Origin of the sequence: Chitinivibrio alkaliphilus ACht1 (assembly GCF_000474745.1) — a bacterium.
Lineage (GTDB): Bacteria > Fibrobacterota > Chitinivibrionia > Chitinivibrionales > Chitinivibrionaceae > Chitinivibrio > Chitinivibrio alkaliphilus.
Genome location: NZ_ASJR01000028.1, coordinates 1 through 25,577, shown reverse-complemented (window position 1 = coordinate 25,577; position 25,577 = coordinate 1). Strand labels below are relative to the sequence as shown.

Sequence of the window (25,577 nt, the reverse complement as noted above, 5' to 3'; positions counted from 1 at the left end):
GGGGTTGAATGTCTGATGAAAGGCAGTGATGTATTGCTTCAGTTCTATAGCTATCCGCGAGAACACTGGAAGCATATAAGATCCACTAATCCTATTGAATCGACCTTTGCCACAGTACGATTAAGAACAAACAGTACACGGGGAATGGGGACGGCTGCAACGACATTTGCAATGGTCTTTAAGCTACTTGAATCTGCTCAAAAACGATGGCAGAGAGTCTTGGGATACAAACTCATTCCACATGTTTTAGAGGGACGAAAATACAAGGATGGATTGGAGGTGAAAAAAGCAGCATAACTATTTTTATGGAAGGAGCCCTACACAACATTTGACAAAAGCTCTGTAGAAGGCTTGTAGAAGAGCTTTTGAATGCAAAGAAAGAACTGGAGGTTGAAAGAGCGCTAAAGAAGATGGATAAATTTGATGCTGTGCTTATTGATGATATCGGATATGTGCAGTATACCCGTGAGGAGATGGAAGTGCTCTTCACCTTTTTGGCGCACAGGTATGAACGGGGATCTCTCATGATAACCAGCAATCTTCCGTTCTCGAAATGGGAACAGATCTTCAAAGATCCTATGACAACTGCCGCTGCAATTGACCGCATCGTGCATCATAGTGTGATACTGGAATTAAACCTTGAAAGCTATCGAATGGAGGTTGCCAGGAAACAAATGAAGGAGGATTAAAAGAGGATGAATATGAGCTTAAATGAGGTATCTGAAAATAATGCCAGAAAGAACAACTAACATCGAAAAACCAATATTATTTTATACTCAATTCTAACTGTCGTTAGACCTCAAAAGTAACTGTCGCTGAACATCAGGAATTCTCTTTTTATATTGCCTTTTACCAAAAGCAGGCACTATTTTAAAAACACGACTTAGTCAGTGTGTTTAAAAGAGGCACCCCATGAAGATCTCAAAAAAAAGCGATTATGCCCTACGGGCACTTATGACCCTCGCAGCAGATGCCCACACGGATACACTTCACACCATCCGTGATCTTGCCCAAATAAACGATATTCCCAAGCGATTTCTGGAACACATAATGCTTGATATGAAGAATGAAGGATGGGTGAAGGGCATTGCCGGCCGCGACGGGGGCTATCAGCTCAATATCCCCCCCTCCCGCTTAACCATGGCGCGGGTTATCCGCCTCTTTGACGGGACACTTTCTCCCATAAACTGCGTCAGCAGCACGGAGTATGAAAAGTGTTCCCAGGAATCAACCTGCCGCTTCAGAAGGCTCTTTCTTGAAATACGAAATATGAGTACGGAGATGATGGAACAGGCCACCCTCAGCCACCTCCTCAACAAAAAACCCGTAACCATTTCTGAAGTGGAAGAAGAACTCATCTATGGAGCCGGAATATGATTTTGGTTTCAGGGCATAATATACAGCGACTAAGTCGCGTTTTGTATGCGAGGCATCCATGACTATCCTTACCCTGCCAGGACTGGGCGGCTCTCCCCCCACCCACTGGCAAAGCCTGTGGGAGAAAAAACACGGCTATCGGCGCATTGAGCAAAACCCATGGGACCATGTATCCTTTCCCCACTGGGCAGAAAAAACAGTACACACCCTGAGCACACTACACGATACGCCCATTGTACTTATCGCCCACAGCATGGGAACCCATGTGGCTGCGCGGATTGCATCAGATCCTGACCTATCGGTGGGAGGGCTCTTTCTTGTGGCCCCGCCGGATCTCACCTCTCCCCTGCTCAGGGGAAAAATATCGGGGTTTTCCACGAGGGTACGGCCCCTTTCCATCCCCGTTGAGGTACATATCAGCACGGATGACCCCTACAGTAGCGTTGAAACAGCCCGCGCCTTTGCCGCATCCCTTGGGGGATCTACGGTGTTTCACCGGAATGGGGGACACCTGAACGCAGACTCAGGAATCGGCTTCTGGAGTGAAGGTCACGCCTGTTTTAAAAATTTTTAAAAAAGTACATTTTTAATATACACCAACCAAGTGTATGTATATATCTTTTTACTACAAAACAAACCCTAACAAGGATGTATCCATGAAAAAAGTATACCTTTCTATTCTAACAGTACTTACGGCACTGACCCCGTTGATTGCAGATGGGAATGGAGTGCGCGTAGAAACAGAAGGATTTGTCAATTACCGCTTCAGGGGAAATATTTACAGACATGAGACAGCAGATAACTCCTATGAGAAAAATGAATATCTCCATCTTTTGGGATACCGCTTTGGTGCAGGGGCAACCCTCTCCGACCACCTGAGCCTTCATTTTCTCATTGGAAATAACACCTACAACGGTGAACCCGTGACCTATACAAGCTCGGGTAATCTTTCCACGGGAAGCACGAACCCCTTTTTCCAACAGGCCTATGCAGCGTGGACAACGGATCACCTGACGACACATTTCGGGATACTCCCCATTACCAGTCACGGCGCCCTTGACCTCCTTGAGCGCTCCCTGGCCCCCGGTCAGGACAGCTATGCCGGTGCCGCACATCTTGGGTGGAATCTTGGCACACACAACTCCCTTGCGGGGTTTCAGGTAGAAACTCACCTTCTGAAAGGTGATATCGCCTTTTCCCCCCGACTGACCTATTCCCTGGTAGATCAAGGAGACAGACGGGAACCGGACTGGGCGCGAGACGCCGTGGCCTATCCCAGTGCAAAGCTTTTTGCCCTCGACCTACCCCTCACCCTGAATCACCTCACCATTACTCCCCAGGGATTTTTCCATATCAACCGGGAATATAACCAGGACAACGAAGAGGGGGATCACGAATTCGGCCTTGGAGCTTCCACAGAGTTTGCGGCAGGCCCCGCCACTGTCCGCAGTAGATTTGGCTATGCACAATTTGACTACGAAGTAAACGCAGACCCCGGTGAGGAGTTTACCCAATCCGGTATTTTTGCAGCCCTTGGTACCACCGTTCCCCTGAGGAAAACGGATCTCCACTTTGATGCCGCCCTCAACACGGATACGCGTTCTGCAAACAGCACCGATCACACCGACACCTACGGTCAGTTTGATCTCAGATACAGTATCTACCCCGTGGAGAGATTGCAAATAACACCGCGCATACGGTACTTTCTCACCCGAAACGATGATGCACGGCACATTGAATCCATAGACAGAATTGCCCCTGAATTAATTTTTCAGGCTTCATTTTAACAAAACCAACAGAACCGAAAGGACAGACCTATGAAAAAAACAATACCCATCCTTGTTGTGATAGTCGCCCTCGTGGTGATTATTGCAAACCGTGGTACGCAGGAAAAGGAAGAACAGGCTCTCGAAGACAGTGTTCCCACCATTGTTGTGGCCGACGCCAAGACCACCCACCACCTCAATCTCTATGTTGCACAGGAACTGGGGCTTTTTGAAAAGCACGGTGTATCAGTGGAGATTGTCGATGTATTAGACCTCAACGCCGCTCGGGATCTTGTTATTTCCGGGCAGGCAGACATCTTCTGGTCGTGCCCCACCGTGGCCATTGCTGCTGTGGCAAATGGAGCTCCCATGAAGATTATTTCTCAGGTAAAAAAGCCCTGCACCTCTGTCTTGCTTGTGGATCCCGACTCGCCCATCCAGACAGTGTCAGACCTTGATGAAAAAAGCATAGCCGGCATCTCCCCCACCTGTGAAGCCATAATTTCCCTTACCGTGGCGGCACGGGAAGAGGGCGTAGGCTTTAATCTTGAACGCCTTGCGGGAGGTCCTGCCCTGGCTGCTCTGGAATCCGGCAGTGTGGATGCGGCCATACTCGAAGAGCCCCATGCCAGTATTGCCGAGCTTCGGGGATACAACATACTCTTTCAGGAAGTGTCTGCCAATATTCCCTGCAGAACCATTAATGCCCGCAACGCCTTTCTGCAAAACAACAGTGATGCGGCAAAAGCGCTTATCGCAGCAGTGGAAGAAGCAAACCGTATTATCCTGGAAGACCCCGTTGCCGAAAACATTGTGGATATTGCCGTGGAATATACAGAATCCCCACGGGATGCAATCATCAATGGAAACAACCGACTCCTCTTTCAAACAGAGATTGATCAGGAGGGATTGTCCTTTCTTGCCGATGAGCTTATCGGCCTTGGCAATATCAGAAGTAATCCCGGTACTGACCTCTATGCACAGGAATTTAAGGGTATCACCTGGAATTAAAAGGAGAATATGATGAGTACTGCAATGAAAATCCTCCCTGTCTGCCTGCTTGTGGTACTCCTTGCAGCATTCAGGGCAACCTCCCGCAAAAATGCGGGGGAAGCGATAATACGGGTTGGCCATACGGGATCAGCCGTCACGGCCTCTCTCTATGTAGCACAGGAGAATGACAGCATTCTCCTTGTGCCCTTTTCCGGTGAAGATGATGTGGGCTATGCCCTCATGGCAGGGGAGATTGATGCTGCCCTCATGTCCCCTGAAAAAGCAGCCCTTCTCCTTGAGGCTCCCGCAGGCAGATCTATGCACGTGAGAGGAATCTACGAGTACCCCTTCGGGGCCACCCTTGCCATATCTTCATCCCTTGACATACGTCTGGGGGATCTTCCGGGCACACGTCTTGCCGTATCATCCCCCGTGGCCGAAGAGCTGCACATCTTTGCCGAGGAACTCCACCGCTATGACATCGATATCGCAGATATACGTTTTGTGGTGCTTCCCTATGAGACAATGGTACCCGCCCTGTCAAGCGGCACCGTGGACGGAGCCCTCATACGAGGATCATCCATGGGTCCCCTTGCCCGGGAGGGGCATCAGATCCTCTTTCAGAAGTGGGATTTTGAGCCCGGTGATGACTGTTGTAACATCACCGCCCAGGTGGAACAGGTGCTCCTTCTTGCTGAAAGTGCCCCCTTTGCACCGGAATTTCTCCCGCACCACCTCTCTCAGGGAGAGGCCCTTTCACCGGAAAAACTACGCCGGGTTCTTGCGCAACAGTTTCCTCTTTTAGGAGATGTCGATCTCCCCTTGGCGGAGTTTTCCCCCGGAGAGTCCCATGCTCTGGAACAGTATATCCGCCATCAGGGACACGGACAACGGGTGGAGGGAGTTCGTTTTGACGATGAGTTCACCGGACAGGCACGCCTGACCGGACACACCGCAACCCAAAGAAATACACGAGGTATTCATGAATAGATATGAACGAAAAGGCACACACCTGCTCCTACGGGAAGGAGGCATATTTTTACGAAACTCCCTGGGATCAATCTTTTCCCGGGAGTTTATCACAATCCTCATCCCTCTTCTTCTTGCGTGGGAGCTCCTCCCCCGAACAGAGATGGTATCCTCCTCCCTTGTCCCCCCCCTGAGTGATATTGGAGATGCCTTTGGAGATCTTCTGGCAAATAGAGATCTTCTCATGCACACCCGTCACAGTCTAACACGATTTTTTCTGGGCCTCATCCTTGCCATCTTTACGGCGGTCCCCCTGGGGATTTTCATGGGGTGGAACATCTTTATCAGAAAACACATCCTCCCCCTCTTTCAGCTCCTTGCACCGGTGCCGCCCCCGGCATGGGTACCCATTACCATCATCTTTTTTGGCGTGGGCCTTCCCATGCAACTCTTCCTCATCTTTCTGGGAGCCTTCTATCCCATACTCTTCAACACCTATCAGGCGGTAAAGGATACGGAGCCACGCTACCTTGCCTCAGCACGGAGTCTTGGCGCCAGTGAGCTCACCCTCATTCTCAATGTCTATTTCTGGCACTCCCTGGGGGCAATTATTATGAGTATCAAGACCGGTGTTGCCATGGGACTGGTTATGCTTGTCATAGCAGAAACAAATGGAGGAAGAACGGGGATCGGCTTTCTTCTTGTGGAATCAAAGGACTTTTTTCAGATCCCCCACATGGTGGCCTGCATGATGCTCTTAGGGGGAATAGGATGGACGATGATTGAGATATTAAAATATACTGAGATTAAGCTTGCACTGTGGAAAGTAGGTCGTTCATGATTGAAGCCCGAAAAATAACAAAATTTTTCTCCGTGGTAAATGAAGACGGAAATGCCGAGGGATTGACGGCGGTTCAATCCGTATCGCTCACGGTGGAGAGTGGAAAGATTGTTTCTCTTTTGGGGCCGTCGGGCTGTGGTAAGTCAACCTTTCTGGAGGTGTTGGCGGGTCTGCAGGCTCCCACGGAAGGAGAAGTCTATATTGACGGTGTTCGTGTTTTGGAGCCCCTTCCGGCCACACGAAAAGAGATGGAGGACTATCGCCGGAGATACCGTTTTTTATCTCCCCTTGCAAACCGTCTCATACGAAACGCACCCAAGCATGATATCGCCGTGATTTTTCAGGACTATGCTGTCTTTCCCTGGATGACCGTACTGCACAATGTTGTCTTTGCCCTGAAAATGCGGGGGGTACGCCGTAGTTTGCGAAAGGAAAAAGCCCTGGGTTATTTAAAAAAAGTGGGGCTGGAAAACTCCCTCAACAAATATCCTGCGCAACTCTCCGGAGGCATGAGACAGCGCCTTGCCCTGGCCCGCGCCTTAGCAGTGGAACCCAAAATCATATTGATGGATGAACCCTTTGCCGCCGTTGACGCCCTCACCAGGGAACGGCTGCAGGATGAACTTCTGGAGTTGTGGGAATCAACGGGGGTTACCATTATTCTGGTAACTCACGACATACAGGAAGCCCTATATCTTTCTGATGAAGTGGTGGTGTTTTCATCAAACCCCGGATCCATACGAAATCGATTTACCGTTGATACCCAGCGTCCCCGCAGACGCTCTTCACCGGAATTTGAAGACCTGGAACAGCGCATTTCAAAACTGTTTAAATATGACATTGATCATGAAAGTGAGTACTCCATATGAGCAGCAAAACATCTGAATTCAGAGGAAAAATATACACGAACATCACAGACGCCGTGGGGGCAACTCCCTTGGTACACCTGCAGGAAATATCCCGTGATCTCCCGGCACGCATATTGGGAAAGGTAGAATCCTTTAATCCCCTCAACAGTGTAAAATGCCGCGTTGCCGCATCCATGATAGAAGCAGCTGAGGCTGCGGGAAAACTGAAACCTCAGGGCGTGGTCATTGAACCCACTTCGGGAAACACAGGAATCGGCCTGGCCTTCATCTGTGCTGCCAAGGGATATCGTTTGATACTTACCATGCCGGAAACCATGTCCATAGAAAGAAGAAAGCTTGTGCAGATGCTGGGGGCAGAGCTTGTTCTTACCCCGGGAAATGAAGGCATGGTGGGATCGGTAAAACGGGCAAAGGAACTGGGTTCACAGATACAAAATGCCTTTATCCCCATGCAGTTTGAAAACCCCGCAAACCCGGAGGTACACCGCCGTACTACGGCCGTGGAAATCTGGGAGGATACAAAAGGAGCTGTTGATATTGTGGTCGCCGGAGTGGGAACGGGGGGGACAATTACGGGCATCGGCGAAGTGCTCAAAAAGAAAAAGCCCTCCGTACAGATGGTTGCCGTTGAACCCGACGCCTCCCCTGTCATATCGGGGGGCAGACCGGGACCGCACCGGATACAGGGTATCGGTGCCGGATTTATTCCTAAAAATCTCAACAGAAAAATTATAGACTCCGTGGAACGGGTCACCAATGAAGATGCCTTTGCCGCTGCCCAGGAGGTAACCCAAAGGGAGGGTATTCTGGTGGGAATCTCCAGCGGAGCAGCCGTGGAAGCTGCCCGGCGTCTCGCATCGAAGGAAGAAAACAGGGGACGGACCATCGTGGTCATCCTCCCCGATTCGGGAGAACGGTATATTTCCACACAACTTGCAGATATCACCGCATAGGATACGCCGGTCGTACAATCGACCGGCCCTCTTTTTGTATTAAAAAAATTACTCCTCACCAAGGCATAATCCATCATGCTTTTTGTGGACAGACATGGAATAAAAAAACACGTACAGGATTTGCTGCACCACACATAAAATCAATAATTTGGCACTCATCACCATACTACGCCCTTCCCCGTGTAAGATAAATGTATTGACACGGCATGATAGAAATGGTACCCTGTACTGATACGATCTTACTCTAGAGGCTGTCCTGTGGTCAATATCTCCCACTCAATGCTCAAAATCCCCATCGTCGGCTATGCACGCCATCGTATTATCCTTGATACGAAGTGGATCCCCATCGACTACGAGTTTCTCGAAGTAAATGAGGCCTTTGAGAAGTGTACCGGACTTGCGGCATCTCACATTATCGGGAAAACCGTTAAAACGGTACTACCGGCCCTTACTCAGTCAACTTTCGATTGGATTGGTTTTTACGGAAAAATTGCCCTTCAAGGTGGCGAAAACACCTTTGAGCAGTATAGTCAGCCACTTAACCGAGTATACCGTGTACATGTGTTTTCTACGGAAAAGCTCTTTTTTACGACCATGTTTGTAGAGATAGAATCACCTTCTCAAGAGCTGGCACGCCATAAAAGAGACACCGAAAAAAATGCCTCCCAGAAAGAAAAGAGAGTCCTCGTTGTAGATGATGACTCCGGGATTTGCCACCTCATAGCAAGAAGCCTCAAAAGAGTCGGGTACAGCGTGGAACATGCCTCCAGTGGAAAAGCAGCGCTTCATTCAGTGAAGACCCTGGCGCCCTCACTCTTGCTTATTGATTACGGTCTTCCCGATATCTGCGGGAAAGAGGTGGTGCTTACCCTGAAAAAACGCGGTGAGCTTCCCCCCTTTATCATGATGACCGGTCAGGGAAACGAAGAACTTGCTGTGGAAATAATGAAACTTGGCGCTGCTGACTACGTACCTAAGGATACCAACCTGATTGATCGTATTCCAACAATGGTTGAACGTGTCATAGAGAATGCCACTATGAAGAAACAGATGAAAAAGGCGATTGCTGAAAAGAAAACACTTCGTTCACAGCTCAATCAATCACAAAAAATGGATGCCGTCGGTCAACTTGCCGGCGGCATTGCCCACGACTTCAACAATGCCCTTGGAGGAATAATTGGTGCGGCAGAGCTTTTGAAAGATTGGACAAACCTCACTGATGATCAGCACGAATATGTCAATATTATTTTAACCGCCGCCAACCGTGCCAGTGGTCTCACAAGTAAATTGCTCACCTTTTCCCGGCAGGACACAAAAATAGAAGAAACCCTAGAGGTAGATACCATAGTGCATGATACGGTCTCCCTCTTATCTCATACCATTGATCGGTCTATCACAATTTCAATTGATTCTCATGCCACAACAACCTGTGTACGAGGAGATGCCTCCATACTACAAAATGCCCTTATGAACATGGGAATTAATGCTGCACACGCCATGCCTGAGGGAGGTACTCTTACCTACACCCTTGAAAACAAGATCCTCGATGCGGAGTATTGTGAGACCTCTCCCTTTGACATTTCCCCCGGTGCATATCTAAAAATCTCCGTGCGTGATTCCGGTTGTGGCATGCCCCCGGAGATTACACAGCGAATATTCGAGCCTTTTTTTACAACCAAAGAACAGGGAAAAGGAACCGGCCTTGGTATGTCAGCAGTATACGGTGCAGTGCAGGAACACCAAGGAGAAATTACGGTGAGTTCTGAAGTAGGAAAAGGTACGGTGTTCCATATCTACCTTCCGGTGTTTGAGGAATCTATACAGAAAGAGACCGTAGAAGATGGTTTAGGAGGTGGCTCCGGTACAATCTTAGTAATTGATGATGAAGAGAGTATCCGAGCCACACTTTCAGCACTGCTTCGTTCCATGGGATATGAAACCATTTGTGCCGTAAACGGCACGGAAGGCCTCTCCATTTTCAGACAGAGACAGGATGAAATTGACCTCATTATTCTCGACCTGCATATGCCGGTCATGGGTGGTCGGGAAGCCTGTAGAGCACTCCGGGAGATCAGCCCTCATACTCCTATTGGTATAGCCTCAGGGGTTTTCAACCAAGCAGATGTGTCAGAACTGAAAAAACAGGGGGTGCAGGGGGTACTCCATAAGCCCTTTCAACAAACAGAGCTTGCAAAAATCCTCACAACAATTCATGGAGGACCGAGATGAAAATACCGCGATTGCATACACAGATAACAAAATGGAGCACCAACTGTGACGCAGCAGTACAGAGAGCAATACCCTTCCGCCATCACCTTGTAAGGATACAAAAACCAGTACACATAAATGTGGCCTCCCTTGTGATAACTCTCTGTGCTTTTATCAGCACATCACTGCCGGTGCACGGAGAAAATACTTCTAAGATGCAACATACTCCGAAAATGCTTCAGACAATCATGGAAACTGCTCCTGCCGGTATCGGCATGGTTGAGAATCGAGTTATGGTCATGGTCAACGAGTATATCCTCGATCTTACGGGGTATGAGGAGTCAGAAATTCTTGGGCAGAGTGCCCGGATGCTCTACCCAACTCAAGAGGAATCCGAGTATGTTGGAACAGAGAAATACCGCCAGATTGCCGAAAAAGGGACCGGAAGAGTGGAGACCCGCTGGCAGAGAAAAGATGGTAAAATTAGAAATATCATTCTTTCATCCACCCCCCTAAATCCTAATGATCTGAGTGAGGGGGTAGTCTTCACTGCTTTGGATATTACTGCAAGAAAAGAAGCAAAGCAGGAAATCCTCCGCCAGCAGCAGTTCCAGGATGCCCTTCTCAGAGCCATTCCGGTTGCAGTTTTCTATAAAGATCGCCACGGTCGCTATCTTGGCAGCAACGACTATTTCAGTGAAATAACAGGAGTATCTTCCGAGGAATTAGTGGGAAAAACAGTCTTCGACCTCTGGCCAGGTGAAATGGCACAGCAGTATCATCAAGCAGACCTTGACCTTATGGATGAACCTGCACATCAAATATATGAATCCACCGTACGCGATGCAGAGGGGGAGAATCGTCCCGTCATTTTCGGAAAGAAGGTGTTTCATGATATAGACGGCGATGTTGCCGGCTTGGTTGGCGCCTTTGTAGATATGTCTCAACAAGCAGCCCTTACACAAAGTCTCATTCGCCGAACGTGGATATTTATGACTTTTGCGGCAGGTATCAGTCTGGTTTTACTCCTTCTCGTATTCCGCCTGCGCAGAAGCATGAAACAACTCAAAAGTACCACAGATGAACTTGAATCGTTCTTTTCGGTCAATCTTGATCTGCTCTGCATTGCCGATATGGAAGGTAATTTCATCAAGACCAATGAGGCATGGAGCCGCATACTTGGCTATTCCACAGAGGAGCTGAATAACAGAAAATTCCTGGAATTTGTTCACCCTGACGATATGGACGCCACCCTGGGCGCCATGGCAAAGCTTGGCAAGGGCGACGATGTGCTGGAATTTACCAATAGATATAAATGCAAGGACGGTTCCTACCGCTTTATCGAGTGGCGTGCACATCCGAAAGGAAATGTTATTTATGCCGCAGCCCGTGATGTGACGGATCAAAAAAGAGCAAAGGAAGAATTGCATAAAAAAACACCTTCTTACACACCATTATTAATTCCATTACCCATCCCCTTGCTGTAATTAATGTGGCAGACCACACCATTGCCATGGCAAATACCGCCTATGGTGGTACTGCTGCTGTGGGCCACACCTGTTTTTCTATCTCTCATAACCAAGACACCCCCTGTACGGGAAAAGAGGACCCCTGTCCTCTTGCGGAGGTGCTCAAGAGAAAAGACCGTTTCACCGTAGAACATACCCATTTTACCAAAACTGGCGCTCCTCAGTATGTTGAGATCCATGCCTTCCCGGTATTCGATACCCATGGAGAAGTTGTCCAGGTTATTGAATACTCCCTGGACATCACGAAAAACAAAACCTATGAGCAGGAAATACTCCTGGCAAAGCAAACCTATAAGGAAATATTTGACAACATCTCCGATGCCCTCTTTATTCATGACATTAGCACCGGAGAAATTGTAGATGTCAATAATACCATGTTACGCATGTATGGGTATGAACGGCGGGAGATTTCTCACCTCACTGTGACGGATCTTTCGGCACCAAAGGAAATCTATTCCAGCGAACGCATATCTTCCTTGATAGAGAAAGCTGCGCAGGGGGCCCCCGTAGTCTTTGAATGGCAAAACAGAAAGAAGAACGGAGAACTTTTCTATTCAGAGAATGTGCTTAAACTTGTTACGATTGCCGGAGAAGATAGAATTATGGCAGTTGTACGGGATATTACTGAGCAAAAACAGGCAAGAGAGGCCTTGGAAGAAAGCGAAGCAAAGCTTTCTGCCCTCTTTTCCTCCATGACCGAAATGGTTGTACTCCACGAGCTGGTCTTTGACGAAGCCGGCACGCCGGTGAACTACCGCATCACCGACTGCAACGACGCTTTCACGCGCATCACCGGTATACCACGGGAGGATGCCGTGGGAAAATTGGCAACCGAGGTGTACGTTACGCCCGAAGCGCCTTACCTAACAGAGTTTGCCGGCGTAGGCATCACCGGCGAGCCATACCACTACGAAACCTATTTCGCTCCCATGGACAAGCACTTCGCCATCTCGGTGGTATCACCCGACAAAAACCGTTTTGCCACCATAACCTCTGACATCAGTGAAGCAAAAGAATATCAATCCCTCATAGCTGCAAAGAACAAAGAACTTGAGCAGCTCTTATATATCGCCTCCCACGACCTGCGTTCACCCTTGGTGAATGTGGATGGGTTCAGCCGTGAGATAGCCTACTCTATGGAAGATATCACAGCAGTACTGGAGAGCACCACAGAAAGAGCCCCCCTGGAAGCAGCCCTGCGAAGAGAATTTTCTAACATGGAAAATTCTATCGAACATATCCGTACCAGCGCCGCACAAATGGATACACTCCTTAAAGGCATTCTTCGTCTCTCGCGCCTGGGACGGGCCGCTCTGAAAATTGAGGATGTAGATATGAACACCTGTCTCGCACGGCTACGGGAATCCTTTGCCTTTGTCATACAAGAAGCAGACATTACACTATACATACAGAAACTGCCCCCCTGCCGCGGTGATGCCGTACAGCTCACCCAGGTATTTTCCAATCTCATCGACAACGCCATCAAGTACCGTGATCCCCATCGGCCACTGAAAATAACCATAGATGGTGAAGTTGAAGAACACACGGTGAAATACCGGATTGCTGACACCGGCATCGGTATTGCCGAGAATCATCGTACGCATATCTTCGAGCTTTTTCACCGGCTTTCACCAGAGACTTCAGACGGTGAGGGCCTCGGACTCACCCTGGTACAGCAGATGCTTACACGACTCAAGGGAGAAATACGGGTACATTCAGAAGTGGGAACGGGCAGTGAATTCACCGTAGTTCTTCCCCGCGCTACAACGACACCATAAAACGCAAATATATAGAATGAAGGGGACCCCAATGAACTCTTTACAAGGAGCAACACCGATGAAAAAAGAAGTACGTATCCTCATAGCCGAGGACGATGCGGGACATGCGCAGCTCATTCGTAAAAACCTTTCCCGGGCAGGTATTGCCAACCCGGTCATACATTTCAAAGACGGGCAGGAGGTGCATGACTTTCTCTTCAGACAAGGTGAGGGGCCCCACCGGGAACAAAATACATCCTACGTACTCCTGCTTGACATACGCATGCCCAAAATGGACGGCACCGAGGTGCTCGAAAAAATTAAGAATGATCATGAGCTCTGTAAAATACCGGTAATCATGATTACCACCACCGACGATCCACGTGAGGTGGCCCATTGTCACGAAATGGGCTGTAACAGTTATATCACCAAGCCCGTGGAATATGATGCCTTTGTGAAGGCCATCAGACAGCTTGGGCTCTATCTTTCCATCGTACAGGTTCCCATAATCACAGGAGATGAATAATGACACCGTGGCAAAGGCTGTACATACAGAGGAGCTGGCGGAGATGTTGGGCGAAGGGGTACATACGTCATGAGCACCGCACATGCTACGTTTAGGGGAGATTCTATGAAGGTAGATAGAAAATTTTGGACTGCAATTATTTTTGGCTTTGTGGGGTTGTGGGTTTCAGGACTGCGTTTTGATGTGATCATGGAAAACACACGCATCACCCTTCATTGGGGGTTTGCACTTCCTCTTCTCGTAGCACTACTGTATGGGGCACGTTACGGCTTACTCAGTGGTCTCCTGGGGCTCGGTGGATTCTTCCCATTTCTGCTCTGGCCTGGAAATGGGTATGCCAATATCGCATCAGTTGTGTTGTACATACTCCTCTATGTGTATATGGGGTATTTCGCGGAAATGCGAAGGCGAAATCCCGGGTGGTGGAATCACATACTCTTAGTGAGCCTACTCTATGCTCTTTGTTGGGGACTGTGTATCTATTTCACCTACCCCCCCTTGCTGGCTTTGAATCCTCCAATCTGGTATCCCGATGCTTCGACCTCCATTTCACAAGGAGCATTGAAAGCCATTTCCACAAAGGGGCCTATCAATATATTTGCCATTATTATGGCTGTTGTTGCACTGCATAAAACAAATATGGTACGGCGTGTATTCGGTCTTCCCCCTATTTCTTGGGCTCACCGTAAGGGAAAAACACTGGCACTCTGTTTTGGCGCTGGGACGCTGTTTTGGTGCATCTATGTACTCTGTATCTCTATTTTCGTAACAGGAACATTTCCGTTTATTGCCAACACATTGTACTCCCCGGATTCTGTGGTTGCAGCTCTTGTATTTTTTGTCGTGAGTTCCATAAGCGCGGTGATACTCATGGAGTACAATGAACGACAGGTGAAATTGCACGAATTGAATACTGCGACAGTGCAAGAACTCAAACAGGCTCATTTGGTTGTTGAAAATAGTAAGGTTATTTCTGTTACGTGGAGAAATGAAGAGGGCTGGCCAGTGAGTATGGTTTCAGGAAACATTATCCAGTTTGGCTATTCCCCCGATGACTTTTTAAGTGGACGGGTGCAGCATGCTTCAATAGTGCACCCTGATGATTTAGAACAAATGAATCGAGAGATTGAAAATTATACATCCCGAAATATCGATACGTATCATCAAGAGTATCGCATCATTGGAAAAGATGGATCAATACATTGGATTGAAGATCGCACCACGGTGATTCGTGGTTCTGATGGTACCATTATGGAATTTCAGGGTATATTATTGGATATTACTGAGCGAAAACAAGCTGAGTTTGCCTTGATTAATAGTGAGAAACGCTTCCGATCTATCATATCCGTTTCAAACACCGGAGCGTGGGAGTATCACAGGGATTCAAATTACCTCTGGTGCAGTCCTGAATACTTCACTATGCTGGGATATGATCCTGAGGAATTTTCGATGGATGGTTCTGAGAATATCAAGGAGGTATGGGTTGAGTTGCTTCATCCCGATGACCGGGACCGGGCATCCGGTCATTTTGCCGATTACCTCAGTGGCGGTTCACAGGGAATGTATGAAAACTACTTTCGCATGATACATAAAGACGGCAGTGACGTCTGGATCTGGTCTCGTGGGCAGACACTGAGAAATGATGATGGCACTCCCTCTGATCTCACTGTAGGAACCCATATTGATATGACACAGAAACACAGGGATGACGAAAAACAGGCTAAACTCACCGAAGAACTCCACCAATCTCAAAAAATGGATGCCGTGGGGCAGCTTGCGGGAGGAGTGGCTCACGATTTCAACAATGCCCTTGGCGGAATTCTGGGGGCTGCAGAACTGCTCAAAAGTGGAAAAAACTCTCCCGAAAAGCATGATGAATTAATTGATATGATTATAACTGCCGCAGACAGAGCCGGTAGATTGACAAAGAAGCTGCTTACGTTCTCCCGCACAGGTGCAAAAGTAAGCAGTGCGGTAAACTGTGCTCACATTGTGGAGGAAACAGTTGAGCTTCTCCGGCACACCATTGATAAAAGCATTACAGTATCTGTCGAAAACAGTGCTCTGCAAACATCCGTGATCGGTGATGATGCGCTCCTCCAAAATGTCTTTGTAAATCTTGGAATAAACGCATCTCATGCCATGCCCGAGGGAGGAACTCTGACATTTACACTGGAAAACCTCATTCTCGATGAAGAGTATTGTGAGGTCTCCCCCTTCGATATTACCCCCGGTGAATATCTTGACATATCTGTAAGCGATACGGGGTGTGGTATGTCATCAGAGGTGCAGGCACGTATCTTTGAGCCCTTTTTTACCACCAAGGATTCCGGCAAGGGGACTGGTCTGGGGCTTTCCGCGGTGTTTGGCACCGTACAGGAACACCAGGGCGTTGTAACGGTCTATTCTGAAGTGGGAACGGGCACGGTCTTTCATATCTATCTGCCGGTAACCGGCGAGACCGTTCGCAGAACCATTGAACAGAAAGATCTCACCGATGCCTCTGGACAGACTGTGCTTGTGGTGGATGATGAGGAGCTCATTCGTGTTGTCGCAACCTCACACCTTCGCAGTATCGGGTATGGAGTAATCTGTGCCACCAATGGTGAAGAAGCGGTCCAAACCTTTCGGGAAGCACAACACGAGATCGATGTTGTGATCCTTGATATGATAATGCCAACCATGGGGGGCCGCGAAGCCTTCTATAAACTACGCAAGATTCGCCCGGATATCCCCATCATTATTTCATCTGGTTTTGCCAAAAATGAGGACATGGCAGAGCTGAAAAAACAGGGTGTGAGTGGTTTTTTGAGCAAACCATTTCGGAAAGAGGAGTTGGTGGAGATACTGGTCTCTATTCGAGGAAGTCGCCCATGAGATATGATGCATTTCCATACATAGGGCGGACATTTCCGTGCAACATGAGGCACTACGGCGTTCTCAAATATATCCCCAAAAGATGATTTGTTTCACCAGCAATGCAATCATGGTATGATGTGTACCGACAGTAAATGAGAGGAGAATACAAATGGAAAACAACCCAATTCTAAACAGCCCCATCATGGGCTATGCCCACCACCGTATTCTTCTTGATGAGAGCGGAACACCCGTTGACTATGAATTTTTGGAAGTCAATGGCACCTTTGAAAAACTCACGGGGGTCAAGGCTGATGCCATAATAGGGGAAACGGTCACTGATGCCATTCCCGGCATCGAAAAAGCTGAGTTTGACTGGATTTCTTATTATGGAGAGGTCGCCCTTAATGGTGGAGAAAAGGAGTTTGAGCAGTACAGTGAGCCTCTGAATAAATGGTACCGGGTGCATGTCTATTCCACGGAAAAGCTCTTTTTTACGACCATGTTTATTGATATTACGGCCAGTAAACAAAAAGAAGAAAACCTGAGATTTAAAAGCACAATTGTTGAAAATGTGAATGATTCAATTGTTGTTACCGATACGCAGTTCAAAATAACCTACATAAACAGTGCCGCCGAAAAGCTCTATGGATACACACCGGAAGAGCTCATAGGAAAAAGTCCGGATATATTTAATGCCGAAGCCATGTCACAGAAGATACAGCAGGAACTCTATGAGACGGTATCATCCGGGAAGGTGTATGAGAGTACATCAATAAACCGTCGAAAAGATGGTGGTCTTTTCCATTGTGAGTACAAGGTACAGCCAATCACGGATGAATCTGGGAAAATCATCTCCTTTGTAGGAGTTCAGAGAGATGTTACAGCCAGTAAAAAACAGACAGAAGAATTGGAAGCATTCTTTTCGGTCAATCTTGATCTGCTCTGTATTGCCGATATAGAAGGAAATTTCATCAAGACCAATGAGGCATGGAGCCGCATACTTGGCTATTCCACAGAGGAGCTGAATAACAGAAAATTCCTGGAATTTGTTCACCCTGACGATATGGACGCCACCCTGGGCGCCATGGCAAAGCTTGGCAAGGGCGACGATGTGCTGGAATTTACCAATAGATATAAATGCAAGGACGGTTCCTACCGCTTTATCGAGTGGCGTTCACATCCGAAAGGAAATGTTATTTATGCCGCAGCCCGTGATGTGACGGAGAAGGTACTATCTGAAAGACAGCTTCTTTCGGACAAACAGCAGATTGATATGTTCTTCAATCAGTCCCTGCACGGATTTTTTATGTGCATGCTCGATGAACCCATTGAATGGAACGAAAAAACAGACAAAAAGAAAATGATCGAATATGTACTGGATCGCCAAAAGATGACACGGGTGAATCAAGCAATGCTGGATCAGTACGGGGCACGAGAAAAGGAGTTTGTGGGCATTACTGTTCGGGAGTTATTCAAGCATGACCTTGAACACGCAAGAGAGATCTGGACTGGTTTATTTGACAAGGGCAAATGGCATGTAGAAACCTATGAGCAAAAAATGGATGGAACGCCTATTATAATCAAAGGGGATTACATCTGTCTCTATGATGAGAAGGGGCGGATCACCGGTCATTTTGGTGTGCAGGTGGATGTGACCGAAGAAAAACAGCACGAGAGAGAGCTCGCGTTTCAGAATGCTCTCATGAAAACTCAGATGGAGGTTTCCCTGGACGGCATTCTCTTTGTAGATGAGAAAGACACGATCAGGTTTTTCAATCAGCGTTTTGCCGATATCTGGGGCATCCCTGATAGTGTTATGTCCGAACAGTCCGGAGAAGAGGCATTAGAGCATGTCCTTCCCAAACTAACTGACCCGGATGGATTTGCCCAGCGGATTCATGACCTATCTGAAAACAAGCATGAAAAAAGTTATGACGAGATATATCTCAAGGACGGAAAAATACTCGAACGGTATTCCTCTCCTACCTTTGGCACTCATGATGAGTATTATGGAAGAATCTGGTATTACCGCGACATCACCGAGCGTAAAAATGCTGAAATACAACTACGCGAATCAGAAGAACGATATCGTACGTTATTTGAAACGATGACCGAAGGATGTCAAATAATAGGTAAAAACTATGAGTATTTATTTATCAACAATACCGCTGAAAAGCAAGGTAGAAAGACAAAAGAAGAGCTTGTAGGAAAGAAAATGGCGGATGTGTATCCCGGCATTGAAATAACAGACATGTTTGCAAAGATACAAACATGCATGGAAGATAAATCCTCTGAAATATTAGAAAATCTATTCGCATATGAAGATGGTTCTCAAAGATGGTTTCAATTACGTATGAAGCCTGTGCCGCAGGGGGTTTTTATTTTATCCCTTGATATTACAGAGCAAAAAGAAATGGAGAAAACCCTCCAGGAAAACGAGCAAAAGCTTCGTTCTGTAATTGAGTCGGCCCGATCCGTTGCACTCGTTGTAACAGATCTTCATGCCGTTGTTGAAGAATTCAGTCCCGGTGCAGAAGAAATTTTTGGATACTCCCAAGAGGAAATGATTGGCGCTCCGGTAGCGACATTACATGAGCCCGCAGAAGCGGCACTATTATCAGAATATGTTGAAAAGCTTGAAAAAACTCACGAAGGATTCACCATAGAGCCGAAGCTAATCAGAAAAAATGGGGAGGTATTCCCCGCCCTCTTCACCGTAGAGCCATTATTAGACTCCCATGGCAACTTGAAAGGAACCCTTGGTGTCTCAGTTGATATATCACAACTGAAGGATACTGAAGAAAAACTCCGGCAGAGCCAGGAACAATACCAGTCTCTGGTAAACAATGTTCCCGGTATCACCTTCCGCTGTAAGGCCGATAAAGACTGGACAATGTTGTTTCTAACAACTCAGATTGACAGTATTACCGGATATACCGCAGAAGAACTCCTTGGCAATGCCAAAACGTCCTATGGTGAGCTTACTCATCCTGATGACCAGCAGTTTGTTGCTCAATCAGTTGAAGCTGGAATACACGCAAATGCACCCTGGGAAATAGAATATCGGGTTCGCCATAAGGACGGATCTCTTCGCTGGGTCTATGAAAAGGGAATCGCCATAAAGGATGAGGATGGGCACGTTCAGTATCTGGACGGGTTTATTCTTGATGTTACCGACCGCAAGCAAGCGGAGGAAGAACTCAAAATCAGTGAAGAACGATATAATCTTGCGATTTCAGGTACTGGTGTCGGTCTTTGGGACTGGGATATGATCAACAATACTGTGTTTTTCTCCGAACAGTGGAAGAAAATGCTCGGTTATGAAGACCACGAAATCCCCAATAAATTTTCTGGTTGGCAAAACCTCTGGCATCCTGACGATGTTGATCGAATAGAGAAACATATCAATGACTATCTGGATGGAAAAAGCAAATCCTATGAGGTAGAACATCGCCTTCAGGCAAAAGATGGTAGTTGGCGGTGGATATTAACCCGTGGAGAGATTGAAAAAGACTCTGCCGGCCAACCTATTCGCTGGACAGGAACCAATATTGACATCACCCAGCGCAAGCACGCGGAGGAAGCCCTGGAATACAACTTGTCATTTCAGACAATTGTTTCCGAGATAGCAGCACAATTTGTAAAAACCACAGAAGAGACCTATGATACAGATATACACACCCTTCTCAAAAAAATTGGTACCACCTTTCATATCGATCGCAGCTATCTTTTTATATTCTCCCCAAATTACGAGACCATGACAAACACCCACGAGTGGTGTGCCCATGGTATACCGTCTCAGATGGATCAAATACAGAACCAGCGGGTTGATTTATTTCCCTGGTTCATGTCGCAAATACAATCCGGCCATACTGTGCATATACCCCTTGTATCTCAGCTTCCCGCAGGGGCAGCTGCCGAGAAAGAGGAATTCACTCGCCAGAATATACAGTCCCTCCTGTGCGTGCCTATCGTCACTGACAACCGAATATGGGGATTTATCGGCTTTGATGCAGTCACAGAATGGCGTACATGGGATAGAAGCGAAATTCGTAACCTGAGACTATTGGCTCAACTTCTGGGAGAAACTCTGCTCAAGAAAGAAGCACGCGAGAAATTACACTCTGCGACAACCCGGTTAACCCTGGCAACACAAGCAGGTGGTGTTGGGGTATGGGAATTTGATCCGGTGAAAAACAGCCTCTCCTGGGACGATCAGATGTACAAGCTCTATGGTATTAGCAGAGAGCAGTTTACCAATGCCTATGAGGCATGGGAGGCATACACCCACCAGGATGATCTGGCACGGGTCAATGATGAGGTCCAGGCAGCTCTGCGAGGGGAAAATAAATTTGACACTGAGTTTCGCATAGTGTGGCCAGATGGTTCTATACATCATATTCGAGGGCTGGCAGAAGTACTCTTTGATTCCCACGGAAATCCTGTGAACGTCATCGGTACCAACTGGGATATTACTGAAGAGAAAGAGAATCGTGAACAATTGGCGTTGAGTGAAAAACGGTACAAAGGGCTCATTGAATCTCAAACGGATCTTATTGTACGAGTTGATACGGATAATCGACTCACCTATGTAAACAATGCATACTGCAAGACCTTTGGAAAAAACCAGGAAGAACTTTTAGGTAACTCCTTTACTCCCCTTGTTCACGAAGACGACAGAGAGAATACCATGAGGGAAATGGATAAGCTCTTCACACCTCCTTATCGGGTAACCCTTGAACAACGCGCCTTCACCGAAAAGGGGTGGCGCTGGCTCTCCTGGGAAGATACGGCAATTCTCGACGAAAACGATACCGTTGTTGAAATACAGGGAGTTGGACGGGACATCACCGAACGCAAGCAGGCAGAAGAAGACTTGAAAAAACTTAAAATGGAGTACGAATCAGTTTTAAACACACAAAAAGAGATGATCTGCCGTTTTACCCCTGATACCACCATTACCTTCGTAAATAAAGCCTACTGCACAGCCTTTGGAACAAACAAAGAAGAACTGCTTGGGACTCCCTTTCTCAATCTTGTTCCGGAGGAAGAGCAGGAGGGGATATTACAGCATATAAAGACCTTGAAAGAAACCAATGAACCTATTACCTACGAGCACATGGCAATTATGCCGAATGGCAGTATCACGTGGCAGGAGTGGACTGACTATGTTATTTCCAGTGAAAACAATCGGGTAACTGAACTTCAGTCTGTCGGGTATGATATCACCGAACGCAAAGAGGCGGAGGCAGCCCTTCTCTACGAACGGGATCTTTTCACCGCAGGCCCGGTATTCACCATAGAGTGGGATCCCGTCGACAACTGGCCGATACGCAATGTGTCGCGCAATGTTGAGGAGGTTCTCGGCTACACTCCTCAATACATGCAGTCCGATGAATTTAAATATGCAGAACTCATACATCCCGACGATATTGAGCGGATAGGTGAAGAGGTGAGTCATAATATCTCCAACCATATAGACACCTACGAACAGTCCTATCGCCTCAAATGCAGGGATGGCGAATATCGCTGGTTCTATGATTTTACAAAACTGGTTCGGAATGACACGGGAGAACTGACGGCAATTCGTGGATATATGTACGACCAAACCCATCAAAAAGAGTCTGAACAGGCCCTTGAATCTGAGCGGTTGCGACTTGCCGGTATCATTGAGGGAACCCATGTGGGTACCTGGGAGTGGAATGTTCAGACCGGAGAAACAGTCTTCAACGAGCGCTGGGCAGAAATCGTCGGATATACCCTTGATGAAATCAGTCCGGTTTCCATAGAAACATGGATGAATTTGGCCCACCCGGATGATCTTAAGGGAAGTGAAAAACAGCTTGAAGAACATTTTAGAGGAGAGCGGTCATACTACGATTACGAATCGCGCATGAAGCATAAAAACGGTGAATGGGTATGGGTACTGGATCGTGGAAAAGTTGTGACCTGGACGAAAGATGGAAAACCGCTTCTCATGCTTGGGACCCACCAGGATATCACCGAACGCAAAGAGGCGGAAGAAGAAATGCGCGAAATAAACAATGAGCTTGAAATAGCAACGGCACAGGCTAACTCTATGGCCGCAGAGGCAGAAATGGCCAGCGCCGCAAAATCAGAGTTTCTTGCCAATATGAGTCACGAAATCCGCACACCCTTAAACGGAGTTATCGGTTTTACCGATCTGCTCAAAAGCACTCCCCTTTCTCCCCTGCAACAGCAGTATGTAGATAATGCCAATGTATCGGGGCATACACTTTTGGGTATCATCAATGATATTTTAGACTTTTCCAAGATTGAAGCGGGCATGCTCCACCTGGAAATGATACAAACCGATATGATTGAGCTCTTGGAAAACAGTATTGATATTGTCAAATACCAGGCGGGGGAAAAGAACCTGGAACTGCTCCTGCATATCGATCAAGCTATGCCCCGTTTTGCCGTAACTGACCCCATACGCCTTAAGCAGATTCTTGCAAACCTCTTGGGCAATGCGGTGAAATTTACCACCGAAGGTGAAGTGGAGCTCAAAGTGCAGTATGAGGATATCGAGGATGGCAGGGGAAAACTCTCCTTCTTTGTACGGGATACCGGTGTGGGTATTACGGAAGAACAGAAAGAGAAGCTATTTAAGGCATTTTCTCAGGCAGACAGTTCCACCACACGTAAATTTGGGGGGACCGGTTTGGGCCTCATTATCTCCGATCTTATTGCCAAAAAGCTGGGAGGAAAGATTCTGGTGGACAGTACACAGGGCGAAGGAACCACATTTTACTTTGAATTTGTTGCGGAAACGGAGCATGGAGAAATGGATGAAACAGATTCAATTGAAAATATAGAGCGCTGCCTGATTATCGACGATAATGCGAATAATCGTCTCATTCTTGAGGGGATGCTGAAAAACTGGGATATCACCAGTGAAGCCTGTGACAACGGTCTTACGGCTCTGAAATTGCTTGAAACATCAAAGCCCTTTGATGTGATTATCTGTGATTACCATATGCCCTATATTGATGGTCTTGAAACCATTCGTATGATTCGGGAAAAACTACACCTCTCCACGGAAAAACAACCGATTATCCTCCTTCACTCCTCAGCAGATGATGAAAAACTCTACGAGCAATATGATGAGCTGGGGGTTCGTTTTCGGCTTATCAAGCCAGTCAAAAGCACCGACCTCTATTCCTATCTCTGCAAGTTGCACGATCCGCAGGCCACTCCAAATCAACCGAAGATATTGGATGCTCCTCTGGGTACGGCAGAGGGTTCCGGAAGTGCCACGATACTCATAGCTGAAGATGTTGAATTGAACATGACTTTAATAAAAGCTCATATTGACCGATTATTTCCAAAGGCCTCTGTCCATGAAGCGGTCAATGGTATTGAGGCGGTGCAGCTTGCCCGTGAAATAACACCGGACATAATTTTAATGGACATACAAATGCCGGAAATGGATGGGAACGATGCAACACGGGAGATTCGTGCCCTGGAAAAAGAGCTGGGTGGTCATATTCCCATCATTGCCCTTACGGCAGGAGCCTTAAAGGAGGAACGGGAGAAATCTATTTCGGCGGGCATGGACGATTTTTTAACTAAGCCCATCGAAAAAGAAAAACTACGAACCATGCTCACAAAATACTGGCCTGACACAAAGGACACACCGGCAGCGGATCAAAAAAGCGATACACCGGAAGCCGGGGACGAGGACTCCGTCCATTTTTCCAGAGAAAAGTTTTTGGAAAGAACCCTTGGGAAGGAAAAGCTTTTGATGCAGACCATAGAGATTGCCCTACGTGATTTTCCACAGAAAATAGAGCTACTCAATGAAGCGATTGATGCAGAAAAGATTGATGATATTCGAAGGTATGCTCATCTGCTTAAGGGAGCAGCAGCAAACCTAACGTGTACACGCTTTTCAGAGATCGCACAATCTATGGAAGAATTGGCTTCTGCGGAAGACAATATGGCGAAACTGCAAGAAATGAACAAAGAATTGCAAAAAGAGTGGGAGATTGTGAAAGATCTTTTGGAGAACTAAGGGTGGCTGTAAGAGATACAGAAAAGGGGATAGTATGAAGATACTTGTTGTTGAGGATGAAATGATAAGTGCCATGTTTTTGCTTGAATATTTGGGAGAATATGGTCAATGTGACTTTGCAGCAACCGGAAAAGGGGCGATAAAGGCAGTTGAAAAAGCTCTTAAAACGTCTCAGCCCTATGACCTCATATGCCTTGACATCATGATGCCTGATTTAGACGGCCAGCAAGCGCTGATACACATAAGAGATATGGAACAAACATTTGATGTCCCTGCAGGCAAAGGAGCAAAAATCATCATGACCACAGCACTCAGGGACAAAACAAATGTAGAGACAGCGTATAAAAACGGCTGTGACGGCTATCTCATAAAGCCAATCGAGAAAGAAAAACTCGATCTGCTTTTGAAAGATATACAACAGGGACAGGGTGCATCTTGACGTCACAAATACGGGATGCTAAACTAATACTTAAAAAGACATTGCCGTGCATGATATTGGAAAAGTAGACTACAAGATTGCAGGGTATTACTATGGAGATAGTATGAAATACGATATGATATTAGCCGACGATGACAACGTGTCCAACGTACTCTTACAGAACTATCTCGAACATAATGGCATTACTGTATCACTTGCGCATAATGGAAAAGAAGCTGAAGAGTTACTCCAAAAAGCAGATGGTCCCCGTCTCTTACTTCTTGATTGGGAAATGCCCTATACGTCTGGTGCGGAATTATGCCAGATTGTGAAAAATGATTATTCTAAAAAGTACCCCATGTATAGCATACTGCTTACTGGTAGAGCGGATATAAAACACGTCATTGAAGGACTCAATACAGGTGCAGATGATTATATAAAAAAGCCCTATGACATGAATGAATTGTGGGCCAG

The 25,577-nt window shown here is 47.0% G+C and carries 17 protein-coding genes and 1 pseudogene; all 18 read left to right on the top strand.

Annotated elements, in window-relative coordinates:
- Nucleotides 1–297, top strand: a 297-nt coding sequence (locus tag CALK_RS10540; protein ID WP_193352779.1) for a transposase, incomplete at its 5' end; no start/stop codon positions are given.
- 44 nt (nt 298–341) lie between these two features.
- Nucleotides 342–689, top strand: a pseudogene (locus CALK_RS10535) (ATP-binding protein); the annotation flags it as partial.
- Between the two features lie 223 nt (nt 690–912).
- Nucleotides 913–1,377, top strand: coding sequence for an RrF2 family transcriptional regulator (locus CALK_RS10530; protein WP_022637651.1), 465 nt, complete (start codon nt 913–915; stop codon nt 1,375–1,377).
- A gap of 58 nt (nt 1,378–1,435) precedes the next feature.
- Nucleotides 1,436–1,951: an RBBP9/YdeN family alpha/beta hydrolase gene (locus CALK_RS10525; protein ID WP_022637650.1), complete on the top strand. Its 516-nt coding sequence runs from the start codon at nt 1,436–1,438 to the stop codon at nt 1,949–1,951.
- 82 nt (nt 1,952–2,033) lie between these two features.
- On the top strand, nt 2,034–3,164 hold the full coding sequence (locus CALK_RS10520) for a hypothetical protein (RefSeq protein ID WP_022637649.1): 1,131 nt from the start codon (nt 2,034–2,036) through the stop codon (nt 3,162–3,164).
- Nucleotides 3,165–3,194: 30 nt separating this feature from the next.
- Nucleotides 3,195–4,154, top strand: a complete 960-nt coding sequence (locus tag CALK_RS10515; RefSeq protein WP_022637648.1) for an ABC transporter substrate-binding protein — start codon at nt 3,195–3,197, stop codon at nt 4,152–4,154.
- A gap of 12 nt (nt 4,155–4,166) precedes the next feature.
- Nucleotides 4,167–5,126 (top strand): ABC transporter substrate-binding protein, encoded by a 960-nt coding sequence (locus CALK_RS10510; RefSeq protein WP_022637647.1) that lies wholly within the window; start codon nt 4,167–4,169, stop codon nt 5,124–5,126.
- On the top strand, nt 5,119–5,946 hold the full coding sequence (locus CALK_RS10505; RefSeq protein ID WP_022637646.1) for an ABC transporter permease: 828 nt from the start codon (nt 5,119–5,121) through the stop codon (nt 5,944–5,946). The genes CALK_RS10510 and CALK_RS10505 overlap by 8 nt, the downstream gene beginning before the upstream one ends.
- Nucleotides 5,943–6,815 (top strand): ABC transporter ATP-binding protein, encoded by an 873-nt coding sequence (locus CALK_RS10500; protein ID WP_022637645.1) that lies wholly within the window; start codon nt 5,943–5,945, stop codon nt 6,813–6,815. The genes CALK_RS10505 and CALK_RS10500 overlap by 4 nt, the downstream gene beginning before the upstream one ends.
- The gene (gene cysK, locus CALK_RS10495; RefSeq protein WP_022637644.1) at nt 6,812–7,768 is read left to right on the top strand and encodes a cysteine synthase A; all 957 of its coding nucleotides are present in this window, start codon (nt 6,812–6,814) and stop codon (nt 7,766–7,768) included. Before CALK_RS10500 ends, cysK begins: the two co-directional genes overlap by 4 nt.
- A 258-nt stretch (nt 7,769–8,026) precedes the next feature.
- On the top strand, nt 8,027–9,997 hold the full coding sequence (locus CALK_RS12400; RefSeq protein WP_022637643.1) for a response regulator: 1,971 nt from the start codon (nt 8,027–8,029) through the stop codon (nt 9,995–9,997).
- Nucleotides 9,994–11,463: a PAS domain-containing protein gene (locus CALK_RS10485; protein WP_022637642.1), complete on the top strand. Its 1,470-nt coding sequence runs from the start codon at nt 9,994–9,996 to the stop codon at nt 11,461–11,463. The genes CALK_RS12400 and CALK_RS10485 overlap by 4 nt, the downstream gene beginning before the upstream one ends.
- A gap of 5 nt (nt 11,464–11,468) precedes the next feature.
- Nucleotides 11,469–13,283 (top strand): PAS domain-containing sensor histidine kinase, encoded by a 1,815-nt coding sequence (locus CALK_RS12395; RefSeq protein ID WP_052569262.1) that lies wholly within the window; start codon nt 11,469–11,471, stop codon nt 13,281–13,283.
- Nucleotides 13,284–13,341: 58 nt separating this feature from the next.
- Nucleotides 13,342–13,788: a response regulator gene (locus CALK_RS10475; RefSeq protein ID WP_022637640.1), complete on the top strand. Its 447-nt coding sequence runs from the start codon at nt 13,342–13,344 to the stop codon at nt 13,786–13,788.
- A gap of 105 nt (nt 13,789–13,893) precedes the next feature.
- Entirely contained in the window at nt 13,894–16,665 is a 2,772-nt protein-coding gene (locus tag CALK_RS12390) for a PAS domain-containing hybrid sensor histidine kinase/response regulator (protein WP_022637639.1), read from the top strand.
- A 151-nt stretch (nt 16,666–16,816) separates the two neighbouring features.
- The gene (locus CALK_RS12950; RefSeq protein ID WP_022637638.1) at nt 16,817–24,685 is read left to right on the top strand and encodes a PAS domain S-box protein; all 7,869 of its coding nucleotides are present in this window, start codon (nt 16,817–16,819) and stop codon (nt 24,683–24,685) included.
- A gap of 34 nt (nt 24,686–24,719) precedes the next feature.
- Nucleotides 24,720–25,124 carry a response regulator gene (locus tag CALK_RS10460; protein ID WP_022637637.1) on the top strand — a complete coding sequence of 135 codons (405 nt, stop codon included), beginning with the start codon at nt 24,720–24,722 and terminating at the stop codon, nt 25,122–25,124.
- Nucleotides 25,125–25,227: 103 nt separating this feature from the next.
- On the top strand, nt 25,228–25,577 hold a 350-nt coding region (locus tag CALK_RS10455; protein WP_155851858.1), incomplete at its 3' end, for a response regulator.